The organism is Sorangium sp. So ce836 (genome assembly GCF_028553905.1).
Lineage (GTDB): Bacteria > Myxococcota_A > Polyangia > Polyangiales > Polyangiaceae > Sorangium > Sorangium cellulosum_D.
Map to the genome: position 1 here is coordinate 4,663,719 of NZ_CP102233.1, position 22,709 is coordinate 4,686,427.

At 71.1% G+C, this 22,709-nt stretch carries 19 protein-coding genes; 10 read left to right on the forward strand and 9 right to left on the reverse strand.

Annotated elements, in window-relative coordinates; genetic code table 11:
• Positions 1–238: 238 nt before the first annotated feature.
• Positions 239–391, reverse strand: a complete 153-nt coding sequence (locus NQZ70_RS17190; RefSeq protein WP_165374012.1) for a hypothetical protein — start codon at positions 389–391, stop codon at positions 239–241.
• 277 nt (positions 392–668) lie between these two features.
• Here NQZ70_RS17190 and NQZ70_RS17195 point away from each other — a divergent pair, with 277 nt between their 5' ends.
• From NQZ70_RS17195 to NQZ70_RS17205, 3 genes are read left to right on the forward strand one after another with little or no spacing between them, the layout of a single operon-like run.
• A complete protein-coding gene (locus tag NQZ70_RS17195) occupies positions 669–1,325 on the forward strand; it encodes a hypothetical protein (RefSeq protein ID WP_207217873.1) in 657 nt (218 codons plus the stop codon).
• A complete protein-coding gene (locus NQZ70_RS17200; protein ID WP_129575176.1) occupies positions 1,322–2,335 on the forward strand; it encodes a hypothetical protein in 1,014 nt (337 codons plus the stop codon). Before NQZ70_RS17195 ends, NQZ70_RS17200 begins: the two co-directional genes overlap by 4 nt.
• Positions 2,336–2,349: 14 nt before the next feature.
• Positions 2,350–3,006: a hypothetical protein gene (locus tag NQZ70_RS17205; RefSeq protein WP_129575177.1), complete on the forward strand. Its 657-nt coding sequence runs from the start codon at positions 2,350–2,352 to the stop codon at positions 3,004–3,006.
• A gap of 98 nt (positions 3,007–3,104) precedes the next feature.
• Here NQZ70_RS17205 and NQZ70_RS17210 read toward each other — a convergent pair whose 3' ends face one another.
• On the reverse strand, positions 3,105–3,959 hold the full coding sequence (locus NQZ70_RS17210) for a PAS domain-containing protein (RefSeq protein WP_129575178.1): 855 nt from the start codon (positions 3,957–3,959) through the stop codon (positions 3,105–3,107).
• 305 nt (positions 3,960–4,264) lie between these two features.
• On the opposite strand from NQZ70_RS17210, the gene NQZ70_RS17215 reads away from it, so the two are divergent.
• Positions 4,265–4,447, forward strand: a complete 183-nt coding sequence (locus NQZ70_RS17215; RefSeq protein ID WP_207217874.1) for a hypothetical protein — start codon at positions 4,265–4,267, stop codon at positions 4,445–4,447.
• Between the two features lie 124 nt (positions 4,448–4,571).
• Positions 4,572–6,080 carry a hypothetical protein gene (locus NQZ70_RS17220; RefSeq protein ID WP_129575179.1) on the forward strand — a complete coding sequence of 503 codons (1,509 nt, stop codon included), beginning with the start codon at positions 4,572–4,574 and terminating at the stop codon, positions 6,078–6,080.
• 37 nt (positions 6,081–6,117) lie between these two features.
• Here the strand turns inward: NQZ70_RS17220 and NQZ70_RS17225 are convergent, their stop codons facing one another.
• The 3 genes from NQZ70_RS17225 to NQZ70_RS17235 form a co-directional block, all read right to left on the reverse strand.
• On the reverse strand, positions 6,118–6,969 hold the full coding sequence (locus NQZ70_RS17225) for a hypothetical protein (RefSeq protein ID WP_129575180.1): 852 nt from the start codon (positions 6,967–6,969) through the stop codon (positions 6,118–6,120).
• Between the two features lie 279 nt (positions 6,970–7,248).
• Positions 7,249–8,151, reverse strand: coding sequence for a fibro-slime domain-containing protein (locus NQZ70_RS17230; protein ID WP_129575181.1), 903 nt, complete (start codon positions 8,149–8,151; stop codon positions 7,249–7,251).
• A gap of 248 nt (positions 8,152–8,399) precedes the next feature.
• Positions 8,400–9,227, reverse strand: a complete 828-nt coding sequence (locus tag NQZ70_RS17235; protein ID WP_129575182.1) for a hypothetical protein — start codon at positions 9,225–9,227, stop codon at positions 8,400–8,402.
• Positions 9,228–9,921: 694 nt separating this feature from the next.
• Between NQZ70_RS17235 and NQZ70_RS17240 the strand changes: the two genes are divergently transcribed.
• Positions 9,922–10,956 (forward strand): hypothetical protein, encoded by a 1,035-nt coding sequence (locus NQZ70_RS17240; protein WP_129575183.1) that lies wholly within the window; start codon positions 9,922–9,924, stop codon positions 10,954–10,956.
• A 134-nt stretch (positions 10,957–11,090) separates the two neighbouring features.
• Here the strand turns inward: NQZ70_RS17240 and NQZ70_RS17245 are convergent, their stop codons facing one another.
• Complete coding sequence (locus NQZ70_RS17245; protein ID WP_237245378.1) at positions 11,091–12,353, reverse strand: hypothetical protein; 1,263 nt, start codon at positions 12,351–12,353, stop codon at positions 11,091–11,093.
• 469 nt (positions 12,354–12,822) lie between these two features.
• On the opposite strand from NQZ70_RS17245, the gene NQZ70_RS17250 reads away from it, so the two are divergent.
• The gene (locus NQZ70_RS17250) at positions 12,823–14,256 is read left to right on the forward strand and encodes an RNA polymerase sigma factor (RefSeq protein ID WP_129575184.1); all 1,434 of its coding nucleotides are present in this window, start codon (positions 12,823–12,825) and stop codon (positions 14,254–14,256) included.
• 202 nt (positions 14,257–14,458) lie between these two features.
• Here the strand turns inward: NQZ70_RS17250 and NQZ70_RS17255 are convergent, their stop codons facing one another.
• Positions 14,459–14,620: a hypothetical protein gene (locus tag NQZ70_RS17255; protein WP_165374014.1), complete on the reverse strand. Its 162-nt coding sequence runs from the start codon at positions 14,618–14,620 to the stop codon at positions 14,459–14,461.
• 62 nt (positions 14,621–14,682) lie between these two features.
• Between NQZ70_RS17255 and NQZ70_RS17260 the strand changes: the two genes are divergently transcribed.
• The 3 genes from NQZ70_RS17260 to NQZ70_RS17270 all read left to right on the forward strand — a co-directional run bounded on the left by NQZ70_RS17260 (position 14,683) and on the right by NQZ70_RS17270 (position 19,074).
• Positions 14,683–15,255 carry an RNA polymerase sigma factor gene (locus NQZ70_RS17260; RefSeq protein ID WP_129575185.1) on the forward strand — a complete coding sequence of 191 codons (573 nt, stop codon included), beginning with the start codon at positions 14,683–14,685 and terminating at the stop codon, positions 15,253–15,255.
• A gap of 324 nt (positions 15,256–15,579) precedes the next feature.
• The gene (locus NQZ70_RS17265) at positions 15,580–16,890 is read left to right on the forward strand and encodes a cytochrome P450 (RefSeq protein WP_165374015.1); all 1,311 of its coding nucleotides are present in this window, start codon (positions 15,580–15,582) and stop codon (positions 16,888–16,890) included.
• Positions 16,891–17,058: 168 nt separating this feature from the next.
• Positions 17,059–19,074 carry an ATP-binding protein gene (locus NQZ70_RS17270; RefSeq protein WP_129575187.1) on the forward strand — a complete coding sequence of 672 codons (2,016 nt, stop codon included), beginning with the start codon at positions 17,059–17,061 and terminating at the stop codon, positions 19,072–19,074.
• Between the two features lie 176 nt (positions 19,075–19,250).
• On the opposite strand, the gene NQZ70_RS17275 is transcribed toward NQZ70_RS17270, so the two are convergent.
• Both NQZ70_RS17275 and NQZ70_RS17280 read right to left on the reverse strand, forming a co-directional pair.
• Positions 19,251–20,060 carry a class I SAM-dependent methyltransferase gene (locus NQZ70_RS17275; protein WP_129575188.1) on the reverse strand — a complete coding sequence of 270 codons (810 nt, stop codon included), beginning with the start codon at positions 20,058–20,060 and terminating at the stop codon, positions 19,251–19,253.
• Between the two features lie 166 nt (positions 20,061–20,226).
• Positions 20,227–22,551, reverse strand: coding sequence for a glucosyltransferase-I (locus NQZ70_RS17280; RefSeq protein ID WP_129575189.1), 2,325 nt, complete (start codon positions 22,549–22,551; stop codon positions 20,227–20,229).
• Between the last annotated feature and the right edge of the window lie 158 nt (positions 22,552–22,709).

A 22,709-nucleotide genomic window follows, 5' to 3' on the forward strand; every position in this document is an offset into this window, starting at 1 on the left:
GGGCACAAGGCGACAGAGATGGAATTGTATTCATCTCTTCCCCTTGCGTCCCTTGCGCCCTTGCGGTCCTCTTCCCATGAATCGTCAACGTGATCGGCGTCGTAGGGGGCGACAAACGGGGCGTGCCAAACGCGAAAGGCCCGCCGCTGCTCCTCGCAGCGCGGGCCTCCGCGGTCGTATCGTCAGGCTCGAGGGGCCGGTCGCCGCTGGGTGCGGCCCCCGGCCCCTCGCGGGCGGTTCAGCAGCAGCAGCCGGGCGGACAGGTGCAGACGGCCGGCCCCACGCCAGCCTGGAGCTCCGTGGGGACCTCCACCGTCAGGCGCGCCGGGCGCTCCTCGACGGTCTCCTGCTTCGTCTCGACCTCGACCTCGACCTTGATCTGCTCGTTCATGGTGATTGCTCCGTAGCTGGGTTGGTTATTTCGGTTGCGGACTCGACGTCTCGCGAGATGGGCTATTGCAGCGGCCGTGCCACTGCCGACTCCGCGCGGCGAAGGCCGCTGTTTTCGCGCCGCGGAGGCCTGTTTTCGCAGCGCGGCGGCCCCCGTTGAGCAACCCGTTTCCCAATTGGGGAAGCGCCTCGGGAACCGATGTTCCCTTGAGGTGCGCAAGGGCCCCCCGAGCGCGGCTCGCGCGGGCGGGCATGAAACTGGCAATGCGCCATAGGCGATGGACACATCGATGATCCCCGAGCTGCTCTCGTTCCGTGCGCCGTGGCTCGAAGAGAAGCTGGTCAAGGACCGGATGGCTCCTTCCTGCGAGGAGGCGGCGCGGCTCTTCGACGAGGTGAAGAAATACATCTTCGTCTGCAGGGCGGACCGGACCCGGCAAGTCCCCATGTTTTCCCGGAGGATCGACGAGGTCTGGCACCAGTTCGTGCTCTTCACCGAGGAGTACGCGGCGTTCGGCCATCGCTTCTTCGGCGAGTTCGTGCACCACACCGCCAACACCGCCCCTCGCGGCGAGCTCGGCGCGCGCCCCGAGATGACCTTCGACAAGTACCGCGCCGAGTACGAGGCGCTCTTCGGGCCCATCTCCCCGGCGTGGAGGGACGAGCTCGCCGTGACGCCCGACACGCGCCTCATCCGCGTCAAGTTCGGCCGCCCCATCTTCGTGCGGGTCGGGGAGGGGAGGGCGGATCTCGTGTGGTCGCTGGAGCCGCCGCGCGTCCTCCTGCGCATCGACGCGTGGGCGAAGGACGCGCTGCAGTTCATCGTCGACTGCGATCACTTCTACGTCCGCGAGCTCCCCGGCCTCGACGACCCGGAGCGCGTGGCGCTCTGCCGTCCGCTCGTGAAGGGCGACTTCCTCCGGATCGCGCCATGAGGCTCGCCGAGCTCACCGCCCTCTTCGGGCAGCTCGATTTCCCGCGGTCCGACGGCCACGCCCGCCCGCCGCGCGATCACGTGCGCGCGGTCGAGGGCGCGGTCCGGGCCGGGCTCTCGGACGACGAGCTCCCGCTGGAGCTCCTCGCGCTCGAGATCGAGCGCCGGGACGGCGCGCCGGAGCTCGCGCCGTTTTACGTGGTCCCCGAGGTCGGCGTCCGCGTCGCGTTCGCGTACTGGCGGCCCGGGCGCGCGGCCGGCGCGCACGAGCACTCGGACTGGACGGTCACGGCGGTGTTCCACAACGCGCTCGACGTCGCGACCTTCGACTGGGACGCGACGGCCCGCGCCCGGCGGCTCGTCCCGAAGCGCCTCTTCTCCGCGGAGGCGGGCCGGGTCGGCCACATCTACGGGCCGTGCATCCACGATCCGCGGAACCCGACCGCGAGCTGGTCGATCTCGCTGCACCTGTTCGGCCCGAGCGACGGCCCGATGCTCGAGGCGCAGGTGGGCCCCGTCGAAGGGCTGACCCCCGCGGCCCCGCGGCCCGCCGCGGGCGACGCGCTCTCGGCGGCGCTCCTCGCGCACGAGCGGGAGTGCGTCCGCCGGGCGCAGATCGACGCCCTCGCGCAGCGCGGCCCGCGGGCCGCCGCGCTCCTCGCGCGCCTCCACGCCCGCGGCGACGCCGGCACCCGAGCGCGCGCCGCCCGCGCGCTCGGCCGGCCCGAGGAGCTCGACGCGCGCGCCGCGCTCGTGCGCCGCTGGCCGGGCGTGGACCTCGACGTGATCCGGAGCGCGGGTCGCGCCGAGCTCCGCGCGCGCTGCGGCGAGCGCGCGCAGCTCCTCGTGCGGGTCGAGGCGTGGGCCGAGCCCGCGCTCCGCGCGCTCGCTGCGGCGCGCGAGCTCAGGCCCCGCGACCTCCCCGGCCTCGCCGAGGCGGAGCAGCTCGCGCTGGCCCGCGCGCTCGTCGACTGGGGGACGTTTCAGCCCTTCGCAGCCCAGGAGAACTGACCATGATGCAACCCATGCAAACCGATGTGGTGACGGCGAGCGCGCGCAGGCGGCCCGACCTCTTTGCCTACCGGGCGCAATTCGTGCTCGACAAGCTGCTCATGAACAAGACGGTGGCCACCGAGCGCGAGGCGGAGGCGCTGTTCCGCGAGCTCGCGCGCTATCTCTGGCTCGTCGAGTCCGACCGCACGCGCGCTTACCCGATGTTCTCGCTGCGCGTCGACGAGGCCTGGCACCAGTTCGTCCTCTTCACGATCGAGTACGCCGATTTCTGCCAGCGTTTCTTCGGTCGCTTCCTGCACCACGCGCCCGCCAACGCGCCTGTCGCGCACGCGGTCCCGGAGGCGACATGGGACGAGTTCGCGGCCGCGTACAGCGCCCTTTACGGCGAGCCGCCGCCCGAGGTGTGGAGCGACGCGGCGTCGGTGTGCGGCCCGCGGCGCGTGATCCGCGATCGCGAGGTGTCGGTCCGGCTGCGCGACGGCAAGGCGGAGCTCGTCGACGGCGAGGCGGTGCTCGTCCGGGTCGACGCCTGGGGCGAGCCCGCGCTGCGGTTCATCGCCCGGCACGGCATCTTCTACGTGCGCGAGCTCCCCGGGCTCGACCTGGACGACCGGATCGCCCTCTGCCGGGCGCTCGTGGCCTCGCGGACGCTCCGCGTCGCTCCGTAGCCCGGGGATCGCCATGCGCCCGGGTACGTACGCCCGAGCGGCTGGAGCCTGCCCGCCGGCCGGGCGCGCGACATCACCGCTCCCCGGAGGTGGCCACCTTATCTCGCTGCGACGATCCGGTAGGACAGGCGGCCGAGCGCATACTCGAGCCCGCGCTCGAGGCTGCCGCGCGTCGTGATGCGGCCGAGGTCGACGTCGAGCCCGACCAGCGTCTGCGCCGCGGCGGGGCCCATTCCTACGAGCACGCTCTCGCAGCCGAGCAATGCCGCGGCTTGCACCGTGCGCAGCAGGGCCTCGGCGGCCATTGTGTCGACGAGCGGGACGCCCGTCACGTCGATGATCACGAAGCGCGCGGAAGCGTCGCCTATCGCGGCGAGCACGCTCTCGGTGACCTGCGCGGCCCGCTCCTGGTTCAGCGCGCCGACGAGCGGCAGGAGCAAGACGCCCTGCCAGATGCGCACGACCGGCACCGCGAGCTTTTCGAGCAGCGTGCGCTGCGCCTCGATGATCCCGAGCTGCGCGCGATTTTCAGCCTCGAGCCGCTCGGCCGCGACGAGCTTGCCCTTCATGTTCGTGATGTCCGTGATGATGCCGCAGAGCCCGACCACCTGCCCGGCGTCGTCGCGCATAGGGTACTTGCGTGTCCACATCGTCCGCTCGACGCGGTCGGCGCCGGTGACCACCTCCTGATTCTCGTCGTGCTCGCCCGTGTTCACGACGAGATCGTCGTGCTCCCAGAAGACTTCGACCTGCTCGGCGGGCCAGAACCCCGTGTCGTCCTTGCCGATGAGCTCCTCCCGCGGGTACCCGACGAGCTTACAATACCCCTCGTTGACGGCGACCCAGCGATGCGCCCGGTCCTTGACGAAGATGGGATCGGGCAGGGTATCGATGATGCGCCGGAGCAGTTCGACGCGGTGCCAGGCGAAGAGATCGACGGGGAGGCTGGTCATTGGAACTCGCGCGTCCCCCCGCTGAAAACATACGCTCCAGTCATACCAAGGAACACCCTCCGGCTCAAGGGTTGCTCCGGCCGCCCGGCAACTTCGGCTTCGCGCTCACCGGGCTCGAGGGGGCGCTCACGCCGAGCGGGTTTCGCGCGCGGACCACATGGTGATAGGCCCTACCTTTCTGCGGGCGTCGTCGACGTGGCCCGCGTCACGATTGCGGCTGCCATCGACAATGACATCAGGACGTTCATCTTCGATTGCATGGAATGACTCACGAGCCGCGCTATGTGCTCCTCGATGAACTTCGCGTGTCCGGTACCGAGAGCGACAGCAGGATCGCGGTCCAGGTCGACGATGGCGGCGGCAGCGCCTCGTTCAACCTCACCGTGAACATGAACGGGGCGACGGCGCCCGCCCCGGCCATCATCGGCTACATGAGCCTGCCGGAGCGCTGCGCGCGGCGGATTGGGTACGCTCTCGAAGGCATGTAAGAAGCCCGCGCACAGCGGCTGGGGCCCGCCGAAGCGCCGGGCCCGCCGGCCCGGTGCGGAGGGCTTGACCTGGAGACCGGCCCCCCGGCAGACTCCCGCGCCTCGCGGACCTATGCTGCCCAAATTGTGTATCGCCACACCGCTCGCGCTGGCATCCGCGTTGCTCCTCCAGGCCGGGACCGCGCGCGCGTCGGGCGCGCTCGAGCTCACGGGCGCTCCTACGAGCGCCAACGGGCTGAACGCGCGGGCGCTCGCGCGGGGACCGGAGGCCACGTTCTTCAACCCGGCGCTCCTGCCGGACGCCGAGGCGACGACGCAGGCGGGCTTCTTCGTGCTCGTCACCCACGGCGACATCACCCTCGCTCCGCGCCCTCCCGGCGTCGACGTGCCCGAGTCGGTGTACGACGGCCAGATCCGGAATCCGGACGGCTCGACCTCTCGGCTCACCCACCGTCCCATGCCCGCGTCGAAGCTCCCGAGCCCTCGGGAGGACACGCGCGAGCGTGACGCCATCACGTACGCGACCCTCGGGCTGGTGCGGCCGCTCTACGAAGATCGCCTCGTCCTGGGCTTCTACGCCCTGCTGCCGATCAGGAGCTTCCAGGAGCAGCGCCCCTTCTTCCCCGACGAGCGCGCGCAGTACTTCTCGAATCGACTGGAGTTCGAGCTGCTGGGAGATCGCTTGTCGCTCACCAGCCTCGCGGTGTCGATGGCAGGCCGGATCACCCGGTGGCTCTCCGTCGGGGCGGGCGTCGACGTCACCATCGGCACCGCCGCGCGGACCTCCGTCCACGTGCCCGACGCGGGCGACCAGCGGACCGCGCTCATCAATCCCGAGGTGGAGGTCGAGAGCGTCTTCGCTCCTTACTTCGCGTTCGCGACGAACCCGACACCCTGGCTGCGCCTCTCGGCCACGCTCCACCTGCCCTCGGCGTCGGACACCGACGGCGAGAACAGGATCCGCTTCTGGAACTACACCTATCCAGAGGGCGAGAGCGCGGTCCCCCAGGTCTATCGCATGACGCTCGGCCACGAGCCGACGCGCATCGGGCTCGCGGCCTCGGTCGCGGGCCCGCCGAGCGGCGACGGGGCGGGCGAGCGCGCCGCGCGCTCGAAGCGCCCGGCGCCGCCCGCCTGGGAGCTCGGCGCGCACGCCCTCCTGACGCGGTGGTCCGAGTACCGCGATCGGCACGCCGAGCGCCCGTCCGATCCGTGGTCGACCACCGTGTCCGTGGGGCTCGGCGGCTCGGTCTTGCTGCGGAGCCGCAGGCTCTCGGCCGACGTCGCCTTCACGCCGTCTCCCGTGCCGGACCAGACCGGCAGGACCAACTACGTCGACAACTCGCGCCTCGCAGTCAGCGCCTCGTTCGAGACGCCGGTGTCGCTCTTCGGCGCCGACTTCGGCGTGGGGGCGTTCCTGCACGGCCAGCTGCTCGTGACGCGCGAGGTCGTAAAGAGCCCGTCGGCCAGGGACCCCGTGTTCGACGAGGTCCCCGACAACCTGGTCGACATCGTGAGCGGCGCTCCGCTCGAGGGCGTCGCCGGCCTGCAGACGAACAACCCGGGCTATCCCGGCTTCTCCAGCGGAGGATGGCTGGCGGGCGCCGGCTTCGTCCTGCGGCTGCCTCAGTGAGCAGCGCCGCCGAGCCCGCCGCCGCCCGGCTAGGGCATCACTCGAAGAGCGTCTCGGCCGCTGCCTCGATCCAGGCGCAGTCCGCGTCATCGGGGATGCGGACCATCACGAAGGTGCTGTTGCACTCCTCCGGATCGGGGTACGTCCTCGACGCCGCCGTGCTCGCCTTCAGGATCGGAGGATCCGTGTCGAGCACGCGCTGCTCCGACGCGAACCCGAGGCGACCCTCGATGCGATCGGCCGCGACCGCGACGCCGTCGAGCTCGGTCCACTTCCGCTCGGCGACGTACACCGAGCCGTCGATGAGCCCCTGGAGCTGAAGCGTCATCCCCGGGTGTCCGTCCTCGTCTTGGTCCACGACCCGGGCGTCCGCCGGGTCCGTGGGCAGCTCGTCCTGCGCGGGGTCCTCGAGCGCCGCGCCGACCACCTCGTAGAGGCGTCCGATCTGGTAGCGGCGCCCTCCTCCTTCGCTCGCCGCAAACGTGCCCTCGCGCGCCACCGGCGCGAGCGCCTCGCGGAAGGTGTCGGGGATGACGGCGTGCACGATCGCGTCCGGATCCTCGGTGTAATGGTCGCAGTACGTGCCGTTGAAGGAGATGGCGTCGCCGTCTTGCTGCTGGGTGACGAGCAGCACGCTGACGATGCGCGTATGGAACGGATCCAGCCCCTGCGCCTGGGTGAGCTGCGACCCGACGGCCCGGTACGCCCACTTGCCGGAGACGTCGGCGATGTCCGGCGCCGCGGTCGGAGCGCAGCCCGGCGATTGCCCGCCCGCACCCCCCGACCCACCGGAGCCCGTGCTCGTCGTCGCGCCCGCGCTGTCCTCCGAGCCCGATCCGCAACCCAGGAGGGGCAAGATAAGCAATGCTGTGAACAGGTTGTTCCTCATCGAAGCTCCATGCGTCGCCGGCCCGCGAGTCTCGGCGGCCATGGGGATGGCCGCGTTCGGTCGCCCGTGGCCAGCTCGTCTGCGTCCGGGCGACCGGCGCGGGTGTTAGCACGAGCGCGCGCGCCGGCGGTACGTCGATAGCGTGTCTCGAAACAACATTTTCTCGACCTGTCAGGAGGGCGACATGTCGGTGTGCCTCGAGCGGCTCGAGGCGCTCGGCGCCCGGGTCGCGCGGCCCGCTCCAGGCGCGCCGAGCTGGCGCGCAGCGCGCGCTCGGCGCTACCTCAGGATCGGGTCGCAGTTCGTGAACGTGAGCGACGTCGATATCGAGAACATCGACCCGGCGCCGTGGCGCTCCGCGTGGAAGAAGTCGAGGGGATACTCCTCGCCGACCTCGATGCCGAGCTCCTCGGCGCTCGCGTCCAGATCGACGTACGCCGCGGTCGCGCCGTGGAGCCCGCCCATGTCGATCGCGAGGCGCCTGTTGATGAACACCCAGAGATCGTCGTCTCCGACGAACCAGAAGACGTCGCCGGGCCGGTACTCGAAGGTCATGTGGAGCTCGTACGTGAAGCCGTAGTTGTGCTCTCGCCCCTCGTTGCCCCACCCCTGATCGTCGATGGGGAAGAACTCCTCTCCGTAGAAGTGCCCGAAGCCGCGCTCGCTCACCTTGAGGGGGACGACGTACGGAATCGATAGGTTGACCGCAGGGTCGTCGTGATACCACTGATGAAACGCCTCGGGCCCGGTCGTGTGATCCGTGCCGCCCTCATGGGCATAGACCGGCTTGTCGTCGGGGCCGAGCTCGGGCTCGACCAGGCCTGTCATCCCCTCGCCCGCGAAGTACTCGAAGTCGGGGTGTCCGCCCTCGGAGTAAAAGGCCTTGAAGTCGCGCACCACCCCCACGAGGTGCGGATCGCAACGACCGTCCCCGCCGGCGCCGGCGGTGCCTTGGGGGGAGCCGCCGCCGGCGCCGGGCTCGACGCCGGGGTCATCGCCGCCGGCGGTGCCGGCGGTGGACGACGACGAGGCGGGCGACGACGATGTCGTGGCCCCGAGATCGCGACCGATGGTGGCGATCTCGGGGCTGCACCCCGCGAGCGCCGCGCCCGTCGAGAGGAGGAAGGCCAGGAACGGCGGGGCGCCCGCGCGGGAGGCCGCCGTGGGGTGGACCAGCGTCATAGAGATCGTCTCCTGCGCGTGGATGCCGCTGAGGTCGGCGGTCCATCGGGCAAACCGACGCGAGCGCGTAGATTGAGGGGAGGGAGCTGCCCGAGGGGGCGCTGCCGACCAGGCGGCGCACCACCCGCTCGGCATGGGCGCTCGTCGACGGCGAGGCGGCGCTCGCGCGCGTCGATGCCTGGGGCGAGCCCGCGCTGCGCCTCAGCGCCCGGCGCGGCGCCTTCTATGTGCGCTGCGCGCGCAGCGCTTCAGACCGGCGCGGTCGGCTCGCCGGCCCCGTCGGCTGCCGCGCCGGTCGCCGGCGGGGCGGCCGGCGCGGCCGGGGCGCCGCTCGTGGCCTCGCCCTTGGCGCCGGCATGGGCCCGCCGCGCGCCGGCCTCGCGGTGCACGTCGAGCGGGCGGAGGGCCTTCCGAACGGTCTCGACGGTCGCGGGCTCGTCCTCGTCGACCATGGCGGCGACCTTTGTCGCGTAATTGACGATGGCAGTCTGGATGGCGCGCACGTGCGTGGCGAGGTTCGACGTCACGGCGGCCTCTTTCTGGAGCTTGTCCCGCACCATCGCGTCGTAGCGCGGCAGGACATTGCCGATCTGCTGGAGGAACTCGGGCCCGGCGAGCGCGTCGATCTCCGGCTTCAGGCCCGCCTCCTCGATGTGCGCGAGGATGGAGGCCATCACCGTGTTCTGCACGGAGTACTCGGCGGTGAGGAACGAGAGGCCGTCATCGCCGAAGAGCTCCGTGACCAGCTCTCCGGCGCGCCGCGCCTGCGGGAAGCGCGCTTCGGGCAGCATCGAGGTCGCGACGAGGCGCATGCGCAGCGCCCCGAAGCTCGCGTCGGCCTCCCGGTCGAGCCCCCGCACGTCGTCGTCGGACAGGGCGCCGTTCACCCGGCGGCGCGCGGTGAGCGCCTTCTGGCCTGCCTCCCCGGCGGCCTTCAGCTTCGTGCACGCCTTGGCGACGTTCTCCGGCACCACCTCCGGACAGGCTGCGACCAGCGCGTTGGCGAGCGTCACGCCATTGGCGATGTTGATGATGGGAGCGCGAACGTAGATTGAAGCATCAAACGTTGAGTCCATCGTGGCACGATGAGCATTGCGCTCTCCCACGTCCAGCGCTCCTGTCGTCGTTAATGTGCTATCGGCCGCGCGGGTGCGCGGCGCAGCGGATGTCCACCGAGGTGCTGGAGCGCGGGGCCTCGCACGGGCGGGGAGGGCCGGGGCGATCGCGGAGGAGGGCGGGGCGGTCGCCAGGGGGCCACCCGCTTCCGGAGATCCGCCGGCGGGTCGCCGGCAGGCGGGGAGATACCCCGGGGGTCGCTCGACGGGTCGCCGGCAGGCGGGGAGATACCCCGGGGGTCGCTCGACGGGTCGCCGGCAGGCGGGGAGATACCCCGGGGGTCGCTCGACGGGTCGCCGGCAGGCGGGGAGATACCCCGGGGCTTCCCGGAACGCGTCGCCGACGCGCTGGCGCAGGCCGATCGGCCTCTTTTCGGAGGTTGTCGACCTGCTGGAGAGGCCGGGAGGCCTCCCGGAACGGGTGATCGACCCGTCCGGCAGACCTCGAGGCCTCCGGCGCCCGCCAGCGCGGGCGTGGCGGGTCGCGGCGGCCCGGAAAAATCCGTTGCCGGATGCGGGTCGTGGTCCGTAATTCCAGTCGGTGCAGGTCGCAGCCGGCCGTGGCCCCTCGCCATCGACCTGTGGCCCGTGCCTGACGCTCGAGCGGAGTCCCTTGCGCCATCCACGTCTGAACGCCATCGGGTGGAGCCTCGCCGTGTCCCTGGTGCTGGCCGCGCCGCCGGCCGTCGGTCAGGTCCCGCCGGGCGGCGCGCGGCTGTCCTACGCGCGAGGCCCGGGCGCGGAGGGGTGTCCCGAGGAGCAGGCGCTCCGGGACGTCGTCGCCGCGCAGCTCGGCGGGACCGACCCGTTCGTGGACGGCGGCGGCGGCCGGCGGGTCGAGGTGATCCTCGCGCGCAAGGGGCGGCATTTCGTGGGGGAGATCGCGGTGTACGACGGCGACGGCCGGCGGCGCGGCGGCCAGGAGCTCACGAGCGCGGCCTGCGGGGCGCTGGTGGAGGACGTCGGCACCGCCCTCGCCATCGTGCTGCGCCCGGTGCGATCGGCGCGGGAGCCGGCGCCGTCTCAGGCGGCGCCGGAGGCGACGGCGCCGCCGGAGACAGCCTCCGCGCCGGAGCTGCCGGAGACGGCCTCCCCGCGAGCGGCGCCGGCGGGTCCGCCGCACGCGCCGGCCGCAGCGCCGGCCCCGCCGTGCCGGCCCACCGCACCGGTGCGGCCCATGGAGCGCCGTGGCCCCGCGCTGGCCGGGCTGCGGCTTCAGCTCGGCGTGGGGGCGCTCATCAGCGAGGGATTTGCGCCGGCCCCGGCGGTCGGGTTCTCGGGGTTCGTGGGGGCCCGATGGGAGGCGTTCTCGCTGTCGCTGGAGGGACGCGTGGACCTGCCGGTCGCCACCGGCCCGTATCAGGGGAGGACCTTCGCGGTGTCCTCGCTTGGCGGCTCGGTCGTCTCCTGCGGGCACGTGGCCTGGTTCTTCGGTTGCGGGCTCGTCACGGCAGGCCGCGTGCGGCGCTTCGGGATGGTCGATGTCGTGGGGGAGGCGTTGCGGCCCTACGCGGGGCTCGGGCTGCGCGGCGGCGTGGAGGTGCCGTTCTCGTACGACCTTGCCGCACGGCTCACTGGCGAGCTCGCGGCCAACCTCGTGCGTCCCACGCTTCATCTCGGTGGCGGTGAGAATTTGTCCGTGGCCGGCACCTCCGCGGCGGGAGGCTTGCACCTCGTCGCTTCGTTCTAATTTGCCTCGATGGTTCGCCGATCGGAGCACGCGGGCCGGGAGCATCGCGCGTGCTGGCCGGGACCATCGCGCGCTGAAGGACGCGGATGAGGCGTCCGCGTGGATGCAGCCATGAGAACCCAGGTCCACCCGCCTCAGGCAGGTACCGGATCAGGGATCGGCGCAGGGCGGCAGCACAGCGTCGCTGCGCCGAGCAGCGCGACGCCGCCGGTCAGCCCGCCGCCCGTCGGCTCGCACGTCCCCGGATCGAGGCTGACGACGCTCGCCGATTTGCTCCCGAGCGCCGTCCCGGGGGAGATCGCGCCGCAGAAGGGGGCCGCGGAGCTCACCACCACGCCGACGGCGAGCTGCGAGCACGCCTCATCGCTGAACGCCGACGCCAGGACGCTGCAGGTGCCGCCGGTAGGTTCGGCGCAGCCGCAGGGGGCGCAGCCGCGCGTGTCCTCGGCGCCCGCGTAGAAGACGTGCCGGTCCGGGTAGGTCGCCGGGCAGTCCCGCTCTCCTTCGCGGTGGATGCACGTCAGGAACCCCTCGGGCGGTGCGGCATCGCCGGCCGGCGGCGCCGGGGTGCAGGTCATTCCGGGATCGGCGCACGGCGCGAACGCGGTGCCGGTACACGCCCGGGCGAAGATCGCGAAGCTCCCGGCGCCTTCAGGCTCCTCCGGCTCCCCGGGGCCCTCCGCGATCCTCGGCGCGCAGCTCCCCGGGAGCACGCGGGGGGCCGGGATCTCGAGCGACTGCGCACACAGGGCGCCGTCGCACAGCTGTCCGGCGGCGATCGCGCCGGCCGAGGTGCAGGACCCGTCCCAACCTCCGGGAGCAGCGAACGGCGTCTCGGCGGCGCCGGGGACGTCGCAGGGAAAGCTGGCGTAGGTGCTCCACGCTGCCGGCAGCTCGCACGACGCGTCCGGCGGGTCGCACAGGCACGCCGGGCATGGGCGCGGCGTCCCCGCCGTGAAGTCCGCGCGGCCTTCGTAGGCGACGATGGGCGCGGCGGCGGGGCAGTCCGGTGCTCGGTCCTGCGGGCCGATCCAGAGCAGCGCCGGCTCGGACCAGCCGAACGGCTCCCTCGGCACGCATTGCCCCGGACAGGCCGCCGGCGTGCTGGTGTCGAGCCCGGGGACCGTCGCGCTGTCGAAATCGGCGCCGGCACCCCCGTCCGCGCAGGCGTCGCCTGCGTCAGGATCGGCATCGCCGCACGCGTCGGCGCCGTCGCCGCCATCCACGGGCTCCTCCGTCACAAGACACGGATGGTCCTTGAATCCAGGCTCGGGATCCCAGGGGCAGTACCAGTCCTCGGGCGTTGCGCAGCCACCGGCCCAGGTCCCCAGCACGACGGCCATGGCGACCGACCCCATCACCATCCCGCTCTTCACCCGTCGAGCCCATCGCCTCATCGTCTCACCTCAGTCATTCCGCGGGCAGCCGCCGCGCACGCAGCGCTACGGCGCGAGCGCCTCGGCAGGAAACCACATCAAGAAGGACGCGAGAAGCCCCCTCAGGCTCATGGAGGCTTGCGGGGCGATGGTGGCTCGCAAGGTTACGTTCCGAGAATCATCGTTTCTTTCTCAGGATCTCCTGCGCAAAAAAATCGTGTGCCGCCCGCTTCAGCCGAGTGACCCCCGGGTCACCAGAAGCCCGCATCGTACCGAGAGCCCGCGGCAGGCGCATGGGCGGCCGGTCCCCAACGCGCCTGGTTGATTTCGCAACGGAACACGGAGACGCCACGTAAGCGGCAGGCGGGCGTCGGCGAGCGAGGCGGCTGCAGGCGCAGCCCGCGGACCGCACGGCCCCCCGGTCCTGTTTTTTTTCTGCCCCGCGTACGATTTCGCCACAACCCAGCCCGCCTCGCGGGAAGAAGCGGCGATGACGGAGCCTCAACCCCCCCGGCCTCCGCTGGCCCCCGCCCATGACGCCGACCCCGGATCGGCAGCCGACGCCGACCCCGGACCGGCGCCCGAGCCGCCCCCGCGGCCGTCCTTCGAGGAGGTCTATACGGGCCTGCTCCGGTACGTCCTCCGGGTGCTCTGGCGGATGGGGGTCCCGGCGCGGCACCTGCGCGATGTGGCCCAGGAGGTGTTCCTGGTCGTCCACCGCCGCTTCGAGGACTACGACCCTCGCTTCTCCATGAAGGCGTGGGTGGCGAGCATCGCGTCGCACCTCGCCCTGCGGCACCAGCGGCTCTCCCGGAACCGGCGGGAGCTGCTCGCGCGCTCGGAGGCCGAGCGCATCGACGTCGCGGATCCGAGCGACGACGCGGAGCAGCGGTTCGCGCAGGCCGAGACGCAGCGGATCGTCCGGGCGCTCGTCCAGTGCATCGAGGGCGACCGGCGCGTCGTGTTCCTCCTGTACGAGCTCGAGGGGATCGAGATGCGCGAGATCGCCGCGGCGCTCGAGATCCCGGAGAACACCGCGTGGGACCGGCTGCGGCGGGCCCGCAAGGAGTTCGCGGCCGCGGTCATGCGGCTCGGCGCGAGGGAGCGCGACGCGCTCGGCGTGCACGCGCGCTCCGCGCTGGCGCCGCTCGCCCTGGCCCACGGGCCGCTGCTGCTCGAGCTGGGGGACGCCCGGCTCGACCTGCCGGAAGGCCTCGGCGAGCTGCTCTGGGCGCGGCTTCAGGCGCGGCTCGCCCTCCCGGAGGGCGACGGGGGCGCGCCGGCCGGCCAGGCTGCGCGCGCCTTCCCGCCCGGCGACGCCGCGGCGGAGCCCGTCCTGGGGTGGGAAGCGCGCCGCGCCCCGGCGAGCCTCGCGCGGGCGGGCATCCGGGTCGCGCGGGCGAAGCTCGCCGCAGCAGGCGCGGCGCTGTTCCTGGGCGGGGCCGGCACCGGCGCCGGCGCGCTCTACGCGGCCCTGCCGCGCTCCGCCCCGCCGGAGAGCGCCCTCGTCCGCGGCGACGTGCTCGCGGCGGTCCCGGCCAGCGCGGGCGCGACGGCCGCGCTGGCCGCGCTCGCGGACGTCCCTGCGGCGTCTTCCTCGCCGGCGCCCGCGCCGGCGCCGCCTGCCGCGACCGGCGCCAAGGCGGCCGTCCCGCCGATGGACACCGACTTGACCCTGATCCAGCGCGCGATCGCCGCGCTCGGAGCGGGAAGGGCGACCGAGGCGCTAGAGGCGCTCGACCGCCACGCGCGGAGCTACCCGCGCAGCCCGCGAGCCCAGCAACGCGAGACCCTGGCGATCCAGGCGCTCGACCAGACCGGCCGGCGCGCCGAGGCCGCGGCGCGAGCCGCCCGGTTCCGCGAGGCGTTCCCCGGCAGCGCCTACCTGCCCGCCATCGAGGACGCGTTGAACGGCTCTCCGTGAAGGCGAGCCCACGCCCGCTAGAACAACGATCACGTCGATCGACCGAGAAATGAACCGCCAAGGACGCCAAGGACGCCAAGAAGAGAACAAAATCTTGGCGTCCTTGGCGTTTCGAATTTCGGCTCTTCGAGCGGTTTCAACCCGTTTGTCGCTCTAATCGCGCTCGATCTTTCACCGCTCCGGCGCGAGCGCCGCGTCGGCGTCACGGGCGTGAAAACGAGCGTGCCTGATCGATTTTGCAGCGAAGCGCGAGATCGTCGGGGAACTCGCGCGCATGGACGCGTCCTTCGACGAGCAGCGATGGATCACCCTGGAACGCAACAGCGGCGTACTGCGGCGTGCCGCCGGAATACCCACGCTCCATCGCGAACGCTCACCCCGCTGCCTGCCGGCGGCCGGCCGAGGCGCGGCGCGCCGGATCTCCCGATGAGCCGTCGCAAGCGCGGTGCGCCGCCTGCTCCGGCGCGCTCGACGCCGCGGCGTCCCGCGGTCTCGCCGCCCATCGGCGCCCTCGTCGCGGAGCGGCGCCTGATCGCGGCCGTGCTCGCCGCTTGCGGCGTCCACGCGCGCGATCGGGAGGATGTGCTCCAGGACGTGCTCATGGCCGCCTGGAGAGCCGTCCAGGAGGGCAGATACCGCCCTGATCCGCGGGCCGATCCGCGCCGCGCGCTCCAGGGCTGGCTGCGCGGCATCACATGGCGGCAGGCTGGCCATCACCTGGGGCGCGCCCGCGTCCGCCGAGAGGTCCCGGTCGACGAGCCGCGCGCGCTGGTCGGCGAAGGCTGCGTCGACGTGGAGGGGAGGCTCCTGGCCCGCGCCGCGCTCCGCGCGCTCGTCGAGCTGCCTGCGCAGGATGGCGAACTCCTCCTCGCCGCGGCAGGTCCCCAGACCATCACCGCCTGCGCCAGCGCGCACCGACTGAACCCGGCCACCACCGCCCGCAGGCTGCAGGCCGCCCGAAAGGCGCTCGCCGATCGGATCGCGCGGCGTAGCTGGTAATCCACGCGCCGCCGCCGCTCCGGAACGCTTCGTCGGCCGTGACGAGCGAGGCAGCTCCTCTCTGACGACACGAGTCGGGTTCGTGCTGCGCGCCGACGACAAGGGCGAGGGCGGCAGCCTGGCCCTGGGAGGAGGAAGTCCAAACGTTTCGGAGACATGAAGCTCCACCTTTGGGACCTGCCCGGGGTCGACCGAACCTTCTCGTATGCGATCGCTGCTCGTGCGAGGAAATTTTCGCAGGATGATAGCGCAGCAGGCGGACGTGCTCGTAGCATGTCACCCGCATCGCACAGCGGAAGCCTTACCCTCGAAGGAACGCGCCCCATGACCGCTTTGCCCAAAGGCCCCACCAGCAGCCTCCTGACGAACGTGCAGGGGATCCTCGACCCGATCGGCTTCACGCTGCGCATGCGGAAGCGCTACGGCGATCCGATGTCGCTCCCGAAGATGAACGGCAAACCGGGGCTGGCCACCGGCAGCGTGGAGGGGCTGCGCTCCGTGTTCGCGGTGCCGCCGGAAGCCCTCGACCAGATGCTGGGCGAGAGCTTCACCGCGGCGATGGGAGAGTCGTCGCTGTTCGCGCTCTCGGGCGCGCGGCACGCGGCCATGCGCAAGCTGCTCATGCCGCCGTTTCACGGGCAGCGCATGCGCCTGTATGGCAAGCAGATATGCGACCTGACCCTGCAGTGCTCCCAGGACCTCAAGCCGGGCCTGCAGCTCTCGGCGCAGGACCTCATGCACAAGATCTCGCTGCAGACGATCATCCACCTCGTGTTCGGGGTCACCGCACCGGCGGAGGTGGCGCGCCTCGAGACGCTGCTCGAGGAGCTGCGCAAGTCATTCTCCTTCGGCCTGAACGTCACCCTCGTGATCCCCGCGCTGCGCCGGGAGTTCGGGGGCTTCGGCCCGTGGGCGCGCAGGCTGCGCGCGACCCAGGACCTGCGCAGCTTCCTCGATCCGGAGGTCGCCCGCCGCCGCGCCGAGCCCGCCGAGCGCACCGACATCCTGAGCCTGCTCCTGGAAGCCCGCCAGGAAGACGGGACGGCGCTCGACGACCAGCAGATCTTCGAGCAGCTGCACACGCTGCTCTTCGCCGGGCACAGCACGACCGCGGGCGCGCTCACCTGGGTGCTCTATTTTCTCGGACACGCGCCCGCCGCGCTGCGCCGGCTGCAGGACGAGCTGACGGCGCTGGGCGCGGATCCGGAGCCCGAGGCGCTGGCCAAGGCGCCGTACCTGGAAGCGGTGTGCAACGAGACGCTGCGCCTGCGCCCGCCCACCCCGGGCGTGGGACGCAAGCTGAATAGGCCGATGCAGATCGCGGGCTACGAGCTGCCGGCCGGAGCAGGCGTGTTCGCGCAGATCATCTGGGCCCACCACGATCCCGCGGTATTTCCGGAGCCTGCGGTGTTTCGGCCCGAACGATTCCTGGAGCGGACCTATTCCCCCTTCGAATTCCTGCCGTTTGGCGGCGGCAACCGGCGCTGCATCGGGGCCGCCTTCGCGCTGTACGAGATGAAGCTGATCCTGGGTACGCTGCTGCGGCGCTACAGCTTCGAGCTCGTGTCCAAGAAGCCAGTGCCGGCGGGGCTGCAGGGGCTGCCCGGCTCCCCGGTGCGCGTGATCGTCCGTTGACCCGTTCGGTGTCCTCGGCGGCGACCAGGGTAGGGCTCGACCGGCCCCGGCCGGCTAGGGCTCGACCGGCCCCGGCCGGCTCGTCGCGCTCCGTCCTCAGAGGCGGCGCCGTCGCGCCCACCTTGACAACCGGACGGCCCTTCGCACGATTCGTCGTCGTGGGGGCTCATGCGTACCGGGACCGACGATCACACAGAGCCAGGCGCGCTCGTTGTCGACCATGCCCGCCGCCCGGGGCTGGGCGAGCCCGCGCCCTCGGAGCGCGCTGAGAGCGCGGGCCTCGGGCCGCATGGGGCCGCCTCCGGCTGCCCGCCGGAGCAGCGCGCGGACGACCTCGGGACGAAGACCTCGTCGCCCGGGAGCGGCCGAAGAGGCCGATCGAGCACGGTCGCCATCGACATTCCGACGGACATCGCTCGCAAGTGGCAGGAGATGACCGATCTCCTCGCGGAGATCCTGCGCGTCCCGGCCGCTCTGATCATGAGAGTCGAGCCGCCCGAGATGGTCGTCTTCGTCGCCAGCGAGTCGAAGGGGAACCCTTATGAGCCCAACGAACGCGCGCGTCTCGACACCGGGCTCTACTGCGAGACCGTGATGAAGACCCGAATGCCGCTGCTGGTCCCTGACGCCTCGAAGGATGAGCAGTGGGAGTCGAGTCCGGATGTCAAGCTCGGGATGATATCCTACCTCGGTTTCCCGATCGCCTGGCCCACGGGGGACATCTTCGGGACCATCTGCGTGCTGGACGACCGCGCGAACCAGTACAGCAAGACCTACCAGACGCTCGTGGCGCAGTGTCGCGATGTGATCGAGGTGGACTTGAAATCCATCTTCGACTTCGATGCTCGCCTGACAGAAGAAGCCCGGGCAAAAGAGCGGCTGGAACAGCAGGTCGCCGAGCGCACCGCCGAGCTCAGCCGCGCCAACGCCCAGCTCAGGCGCAAGATCGCGGAGCACGAGCAGACGGAGGCGGCGCTGCGGAAGGTCGCGGAGGAGCGCAGGCGCGCGGAGGAGGCGTTGCGCACGAGCCAGGAGCTCCTGCGCGCCATCATCGACAGCTCGACGGCCATCGTCTCCGTCAAGGACATCGAGGGGCGCTACATCCTCGTCAACCGCCGCTTCGAGGAGCTGTTCGGCATCACGCGCGACGCCATCGTGGGCAAGAGCGACGATGACGTGTTCTCCCGGGAGCACGCGGAGGCGCTCCGCGCTTTCGACCAGCGGGTGCTCCTCGCCGGGACGGCGCTGGAAGACGAGGAGGTGATGCCTCAGGACGATGGCGTGCACACCTATGTCGCCATCAAGTTCCCTCTGCGCGACGCTGCCGGCGTCCCGTACGCGGTGGGCGGCATCTCCACGGACATCACGGAGCGGAAGAGGATCGAGGCGGAGCGCGCCCTGCTCCTGGAGGACGAGCAGAGGGCCCGGGCCGCCGCCGAAGCAGCGGTGCGGATGCGCGACGACTTCGTGTCGATCGCCTCTCATGAGCTCTATACCCCCATCGCGGGCCTGAAGCTCGCCGTGCAAGGTTTGATGCGCGAGGCGACGGCGCTCCCCGCCGGCGCGCAGAGGCTGGCCGGGATGGCCGACCGGCAGTGCCGGCGGCTCGTCAGGCTCATTGAAGATCTGCTCAACGTGGCTCGGATCCAGGCAGGCAAGCTCGAGCTGACGCTGGGAGACGTCGATCTCCGGGCGCTTTCGCGAGAGGTCGTGGAGGACTTCGACGTGGAGCTGAAGCAGTCCGGAAGTACGGTGATATGGCGGGCCGACGCTCCCGTGGTGGGCATGTGGGACAGGGCCCGTCTGGAGCAGGTGGTGACCAACCTGGTGCTGAACGCCATCAAGTATGGGAGGGGCAAGCCGATCGAGATCAGCGTCGCGGCCGAGGGCGAGATGGCCAAGCTGGTCGTCGCCGATCGCGGCATCGGGATCGACCCGAGCCGCGTGCCGTATATCTTCGAACGCTTCGAGCGAGGCGTCTCGGCGCAGCACTACGGCGGTCTCGGCCTGGGGCTGTACATCAGCCGCCGGATCGTGATCGCCCATGGCGGCTCGATTCGCGTCGAGAGCGAGCTCGGCGCGGGGGCGGCCTTCATCGTGGACCTCCCCCTGCGCCGGCGCCGCCACGCTCTGCCGACCGAGGTGTCCCCGCCGGCCGGAGGTCCCGATGAGCCCGCAGGATGATCCCAGAGCGGCCACCCTGGGCGCGTGCGCGCTGCTCAAGAAGCCGCTCGATCTCGACACCCTTCTCGCCGTGGTCGCGCGGACACAATGAGCTCGTGTCGGGGAGCGCGCCTTTGCGCCTGTGCGTTGAGCTCTATCTCTCCCCGGAGCCCTGGCCGGACTCCTGGGGGGTGGAGCTAGCGCGTTCCGGCGCCCAGGTTGGCGACCATCCCGAGGCGCTGAGGACCCTCGCCGAACCGCGCCCGCAGCCGGCCGAGGATCGCCTTGCCGAGCTCGTCCCAGCGCGCCTCGCCGAGCTTGTCCCGCAGGAGCACCAGCGGCGCGTTGCTCCGGCGCATCGAGCCCCAGAGCTCCTCGGTCGAGGCCGCCTCCCAGGCGTGCTCGACCTCGCGCACCGAGACGTCGCGAAAGCCGGCGGCCTCCATCTCGGCGCGGAGCTCCGCCGGATCTCCGAGCGGCGCCTTGCCCTCGCCGAAGGGCAGCCCGGGCAGCTCGGCGCGGATCGCCGAGAAGAGCTCGTCCATGATCGGCGACCGGTCCATCGGCGCCCAGCTCCCGACGACGGCCCGGCCACCCGGGCGCAGCACCCGGAGGAGCTCGCGGAAGCCGCGGTCGCGGTCGGGGAAGAACATCAGCCCGAACATCGAGAAGGCGGCGTCGAAGGCGCCGTCCTCGAAGGGCAGCGCCATGCCGTCGCCGACGCGGGCGTCCACGGCGAGCCCCGCGCGCGCGGCGCGCTCGCGCAGCCGCTCGACCATCGCCGGGGAGAAGTCGAGGGCGGTCACCTGCGCCTCCCTGGCGGCGAGGAGGGACAGGGTGCCTGGCCCGGCGGCCACGTCGAGCACGCGCGCGCCCGGGCCGATGGCGGCGAGCCGGAGGGCGTCGGCGGCGTATTTCTCGAAGTGCGGGACGATGTCGACGGCGTAGTCGTCGGCGACAAGGTTCCATGCGACCGGGGTGGCGAGGGGGCTCGGGGGCTGGGTCATCGGCATCGGTGCTACCACGGGGGCGCTAGGCAGATCCAGCCGCAGACGTCGCGTCTCTCGTCCGGCCGGCATCACCTCTCCACCGCGCACACGAGTCGACGATCGACCATGGATCGCGCGCGGCCGTGAGGACAGCTGGCGCGGGCCGGGCGCTCGCCCCGAGCGGCTAATGCGCAAGATCTGTTCGAGTGTAGCGGAAGATCTCTGCTCCCGCAGCGGTCCAACCTGGGATGATCAAGGAGCGGTCGTCACCCCAGACATCGTAAAGCGAGGCCTCCGTCATGGATCTGATCGCCAGCCAGGCGGTGCCGTCATACTGTAAGAGCAATCCTCCTTCGCCGACGGCATAGACATCATTGAGGCCAGTCCCCCAGACAGCTGCAAGTGTCGTTGATATACCCGAGATCATTCGTCTCCACCTGACGCCGTCATAGTGCACGATCGTGCCGGAGCCACCGACGGCGAAGACATCCGTCGGGCTGCTCCCCCATACACCGGACAGCCCCTCCAGCGTATCTGATTCCATGATCTCCCAGGTCGTGCCGTCGAAGTGCACGATCGTGCCGGAGCCACCGACGGCGAAGACATCCGTCGGGCCGCTCCCCCATACGCCGGACAGCCCCTCCAGCGTACCTGATTCCATGATCTCCCAGGTCGTGCCGTCGAAGTGCACGATCGTGCCGGAATCACCGACGGCGAAGGCGTCCGTCGGGCCGCTCCCCCATACACCGGACAGCCCCTCCAGCGTACCTGACTCCATGAGCTTCCAGCTCGCGCCATCGAATCGGTCGATTTGGCCGCCGGGGCCGACCACGAAAATGTCGTCAGAGCCGCTCCCCCATAAGTCCTTTGGATAATCCACGTTCAGGATTGAGTCGAATCCCCATGATCCGCCGCCAAAGCGCAGGGTTCGACCCTCGGAGTTCTCGAGGGCGTAGACGTCGTCGGAGCTGGTTCCCCATACGGCCACGATAGTGAGATACCTTGGCCCGTTAACGATGTCCCGCGCCCAAGAGCGACCGTCGTAGTGTACGATCGCGCCGCCGTGTCCGATCGCAAACACGTCATCGGGGGCGCTCCCCCACACGCTGGACAAGGAGACTGGGAGACTGTAGTCTTCCTCGTTCAGTCCTATGCGCATGGACTTCCAGTCGTGGCCGTCAAAATGCATGATTATGCCGTGCTCGTTGAAGTCACTGACGGCGATGGCGAAGACATCGTCTGGGCCGCTTCCCCAGATGTCGAGCAACGAGCTGCTGGTGTCTGCGGCGACTGGGCGCCAGCTTATGCCATCGTAGTGCACGATCGTGCCGCCGTCGCCGACGACGAAGACATCCTGGGCGCCGCTCCCCCACACCCCCTGTAGAGCCATGGAGGTGCCCGAATCCATGGGCAGCCACCTCTGGCCATCGTAGTGAATGATCGTGCCGCCGTCGCCGACGGCGAAGACATCCTCGGCGCCGCTCCCCCATACGTCGTGTAGAGCCATGGATGTGCCTGAAGCCATGGGCAGCCAGCCCTGGCCATCGTAGTGCACGATCGTGCCGCCGTCGCCGACGACGAAGACATCCTGGGCGCCGCTCCCCCATACGTCGTGTAGAGCCATGGATGTGCCTGAATCCGTGAGCAGCCAGCCCTGGCCGTCGTAGTGGACGATCGCGCCGCCATCGCCGACGGCGAAGACGTCCTGAGCGCCGCTCCCCCACAGGCCTCGTAGCGAAGCTCGCGTGTCTGAATCCATGGGGGCCCAGATCTGGCCGTTGTAATGTACGATGGTGCCGCCTTCCCCGGCAGCGAAGACATCCTTCGGACCGCTTCCCCACACGTCGTTCATCGGCATCGCTGTCCCGGACTGATGCGTATGCCAGTTCCAGTACCCGCAGGAATCGGTCGAAACAGCATCACAGGACAGCGCGCACCCGGGGCGACCGAAGTCGTAGCGCGCGCTCACGCAGGACGTCGCTATCGGGAGGTTCGTATCACACTCCTCCTCTGGAGCCACTTCTCGGTCGCCGCAGTGCAGCTTGCAATCCTCGCGGCAGTAGCCGCCGAACTTGGAGTTTTGCCGTCCTGCGCACGTCGTCGCGGTCGGCAGGACGTCGCCTGCGCCGCAGTCGCAGGTCTCCTGCATGGCCTCATCGATGATGCCGTTGCCGCAGCGCTCGTCAGACCCGCAATCGGCGCTGCATCCGTCGCCGTCCTTCTTGTTGCCGTCGTCGCACAGCTCGCCGTTGAGCTTGTCGATGACGCCATTGCCGCAGCGCTCGTCGGACGTGCAGTCTGCGCTGCACCCGTCGCCGTCCTCGTCGTTGCCGTCGTCGCACATCTCCCCGAGGGCCTCGTCGACGCGGCCATTGCCGCAGCTCAGGCATCGGGGCGGATCTCCGGTCGGGTCGCACCTGTAGCCGTTCGGGCAGTATCCCTCGCCGCAGGGGGTCCCCCGCTGCAGGCAAGCTCCGGCGGCGACGGCCAGGGTGGCCACGAACAGCATCGCCGCGACATGGCGAGACACGCCGCCCGCCGGCCGGCGCCCGGCGCCGGCCCCCCTCGCATGCACGGATGACCTTGGCCTCATCATCTCCTCACCCTCGCTTCCGCCCGATACCAGAGCTTCGCATCGTCGCCTTGACGTCGCGAAGACCGAGCCCG

Excerpts from the sequence above, each read along its gene's own strand:
- NQZ70_RS17190 (WP_165374012.1), bottom strand. The coding sequence starts at position 391 with ATGAACGAGCAGATCAAGGTCGAGGTCGAGGTCGAGACGAAGCAGGAG.
- NQZ70_RS17195 (WP_207217873.1), top strand. The coding sequence starts at position 669 with ATGGACACATCGATGATCCCCGAGCTGCTCTCGTTCCGTGCGCCGTGG.
- NQZ70_RS17200 (WP_129575176.1), top strand. The coding sequence starts at position 1,322 with ATGAGGCTCGCCGAGCTCACCGCCCTCTTCGGGCAGCTCGATTTCCCG.
- NQZ70_RS17205 (WP_129575177.1), top strand. The coding sequence starts at position 2,350 with ATGCAAACCGATGTGGTGACGGCGAGCGCGCGCAGGCGGCCCGACCTC.
- NQZ70_RS17210 (WP_129575178.1), bottom strand. The coding sequence starts at position 3,959 with ATGACCAGCCTCCCCGTCGATCTCTTCGCCTGGCACCGCGTCGAACTG.
- NQZ70_RS17225 (WP_129575180.1), bottom strand. The coding sequence starts at position 6,969 with ATGAGGAACAACCTGTTCACAGCATTGCTTATCTTGCCCCTCCTGGGT.
- NQZ70_RS17230 (WP_129575181.1), bottom strand. The coding sequence starts at position 8,151 with ATGACGCTGGTCCACCCCACGGCGGCCTCCCGCGCGGGCGCCCCGCCG.
- NQZ70_RS17235 (WP_129575182.1), bottom strand. The coding sequence starts at position 9,227 with ATGGACTCAACGTTTGATGCTTCAATCTACGTTCGCGCTCCCATCATC.
- NQZ70_RS17245 (WP_237245378.1), bottom strand. The coding sequence starts at position 12,353 with ATGAGGCGATGGGCTCGACGGGTGAAGAGCGGGATGGTGATGGGGTCG.
- NQZ70_RS17250 (WP_129575184.1), top strand. The coding sequence starts at position 12,823 with ATGACGGAGCCTCAACCCCCCCGGCCTCCGCTGGCCCCCGCCCATGAC.
- NQZ70_RS17255 (WP_165374014.1), bottom strand. The coding sequence starts at position 14,620 with ATGGAGCGTGGGTATTCCGGCGGCACGCCGCAGTACGCCGCTGTTGCG.
- NQZ70_RS17260 (WP_129575185.1), top strand. The coding sequence starts at position 14,683 with ATGAGCCGTCGCAAGCGCGGTGCGCCGCCTGCTCCGGCGCGCTCGACG.
- NQZ70_RS17265 (WP_165374015.1), top strand. The coding sequence starts at position 15,580 with ATGACCGCTTTGCCCAAAGGCCCCACCAGCAGCCTCCTGACGAACGTG.
- NQZ70_RS17270 (WP_129575187.1), top strand. The coding sequence starts at position 17,059 with ATGCGTACCGGGACCGACGATCACACAGAGCCAGGCGCGCTCGTTGTC.
- NQZ70_RS17275 (WP_129575188.1), bottom strand. The coding sequence starts at position 20,060 with ATGACCCAGCCCCCGAGCCCCCTCGCCACCCCGGTCGCATGGAACCTT.
- NQZ70_RS17280 (WP_129575189.1), bottom strand. The coding sequence starts at position 22,551 with ATGCTGTTCGTGGCCACCCTGGCCGTCGCCGCCGGAGCTTGCCTGCAG.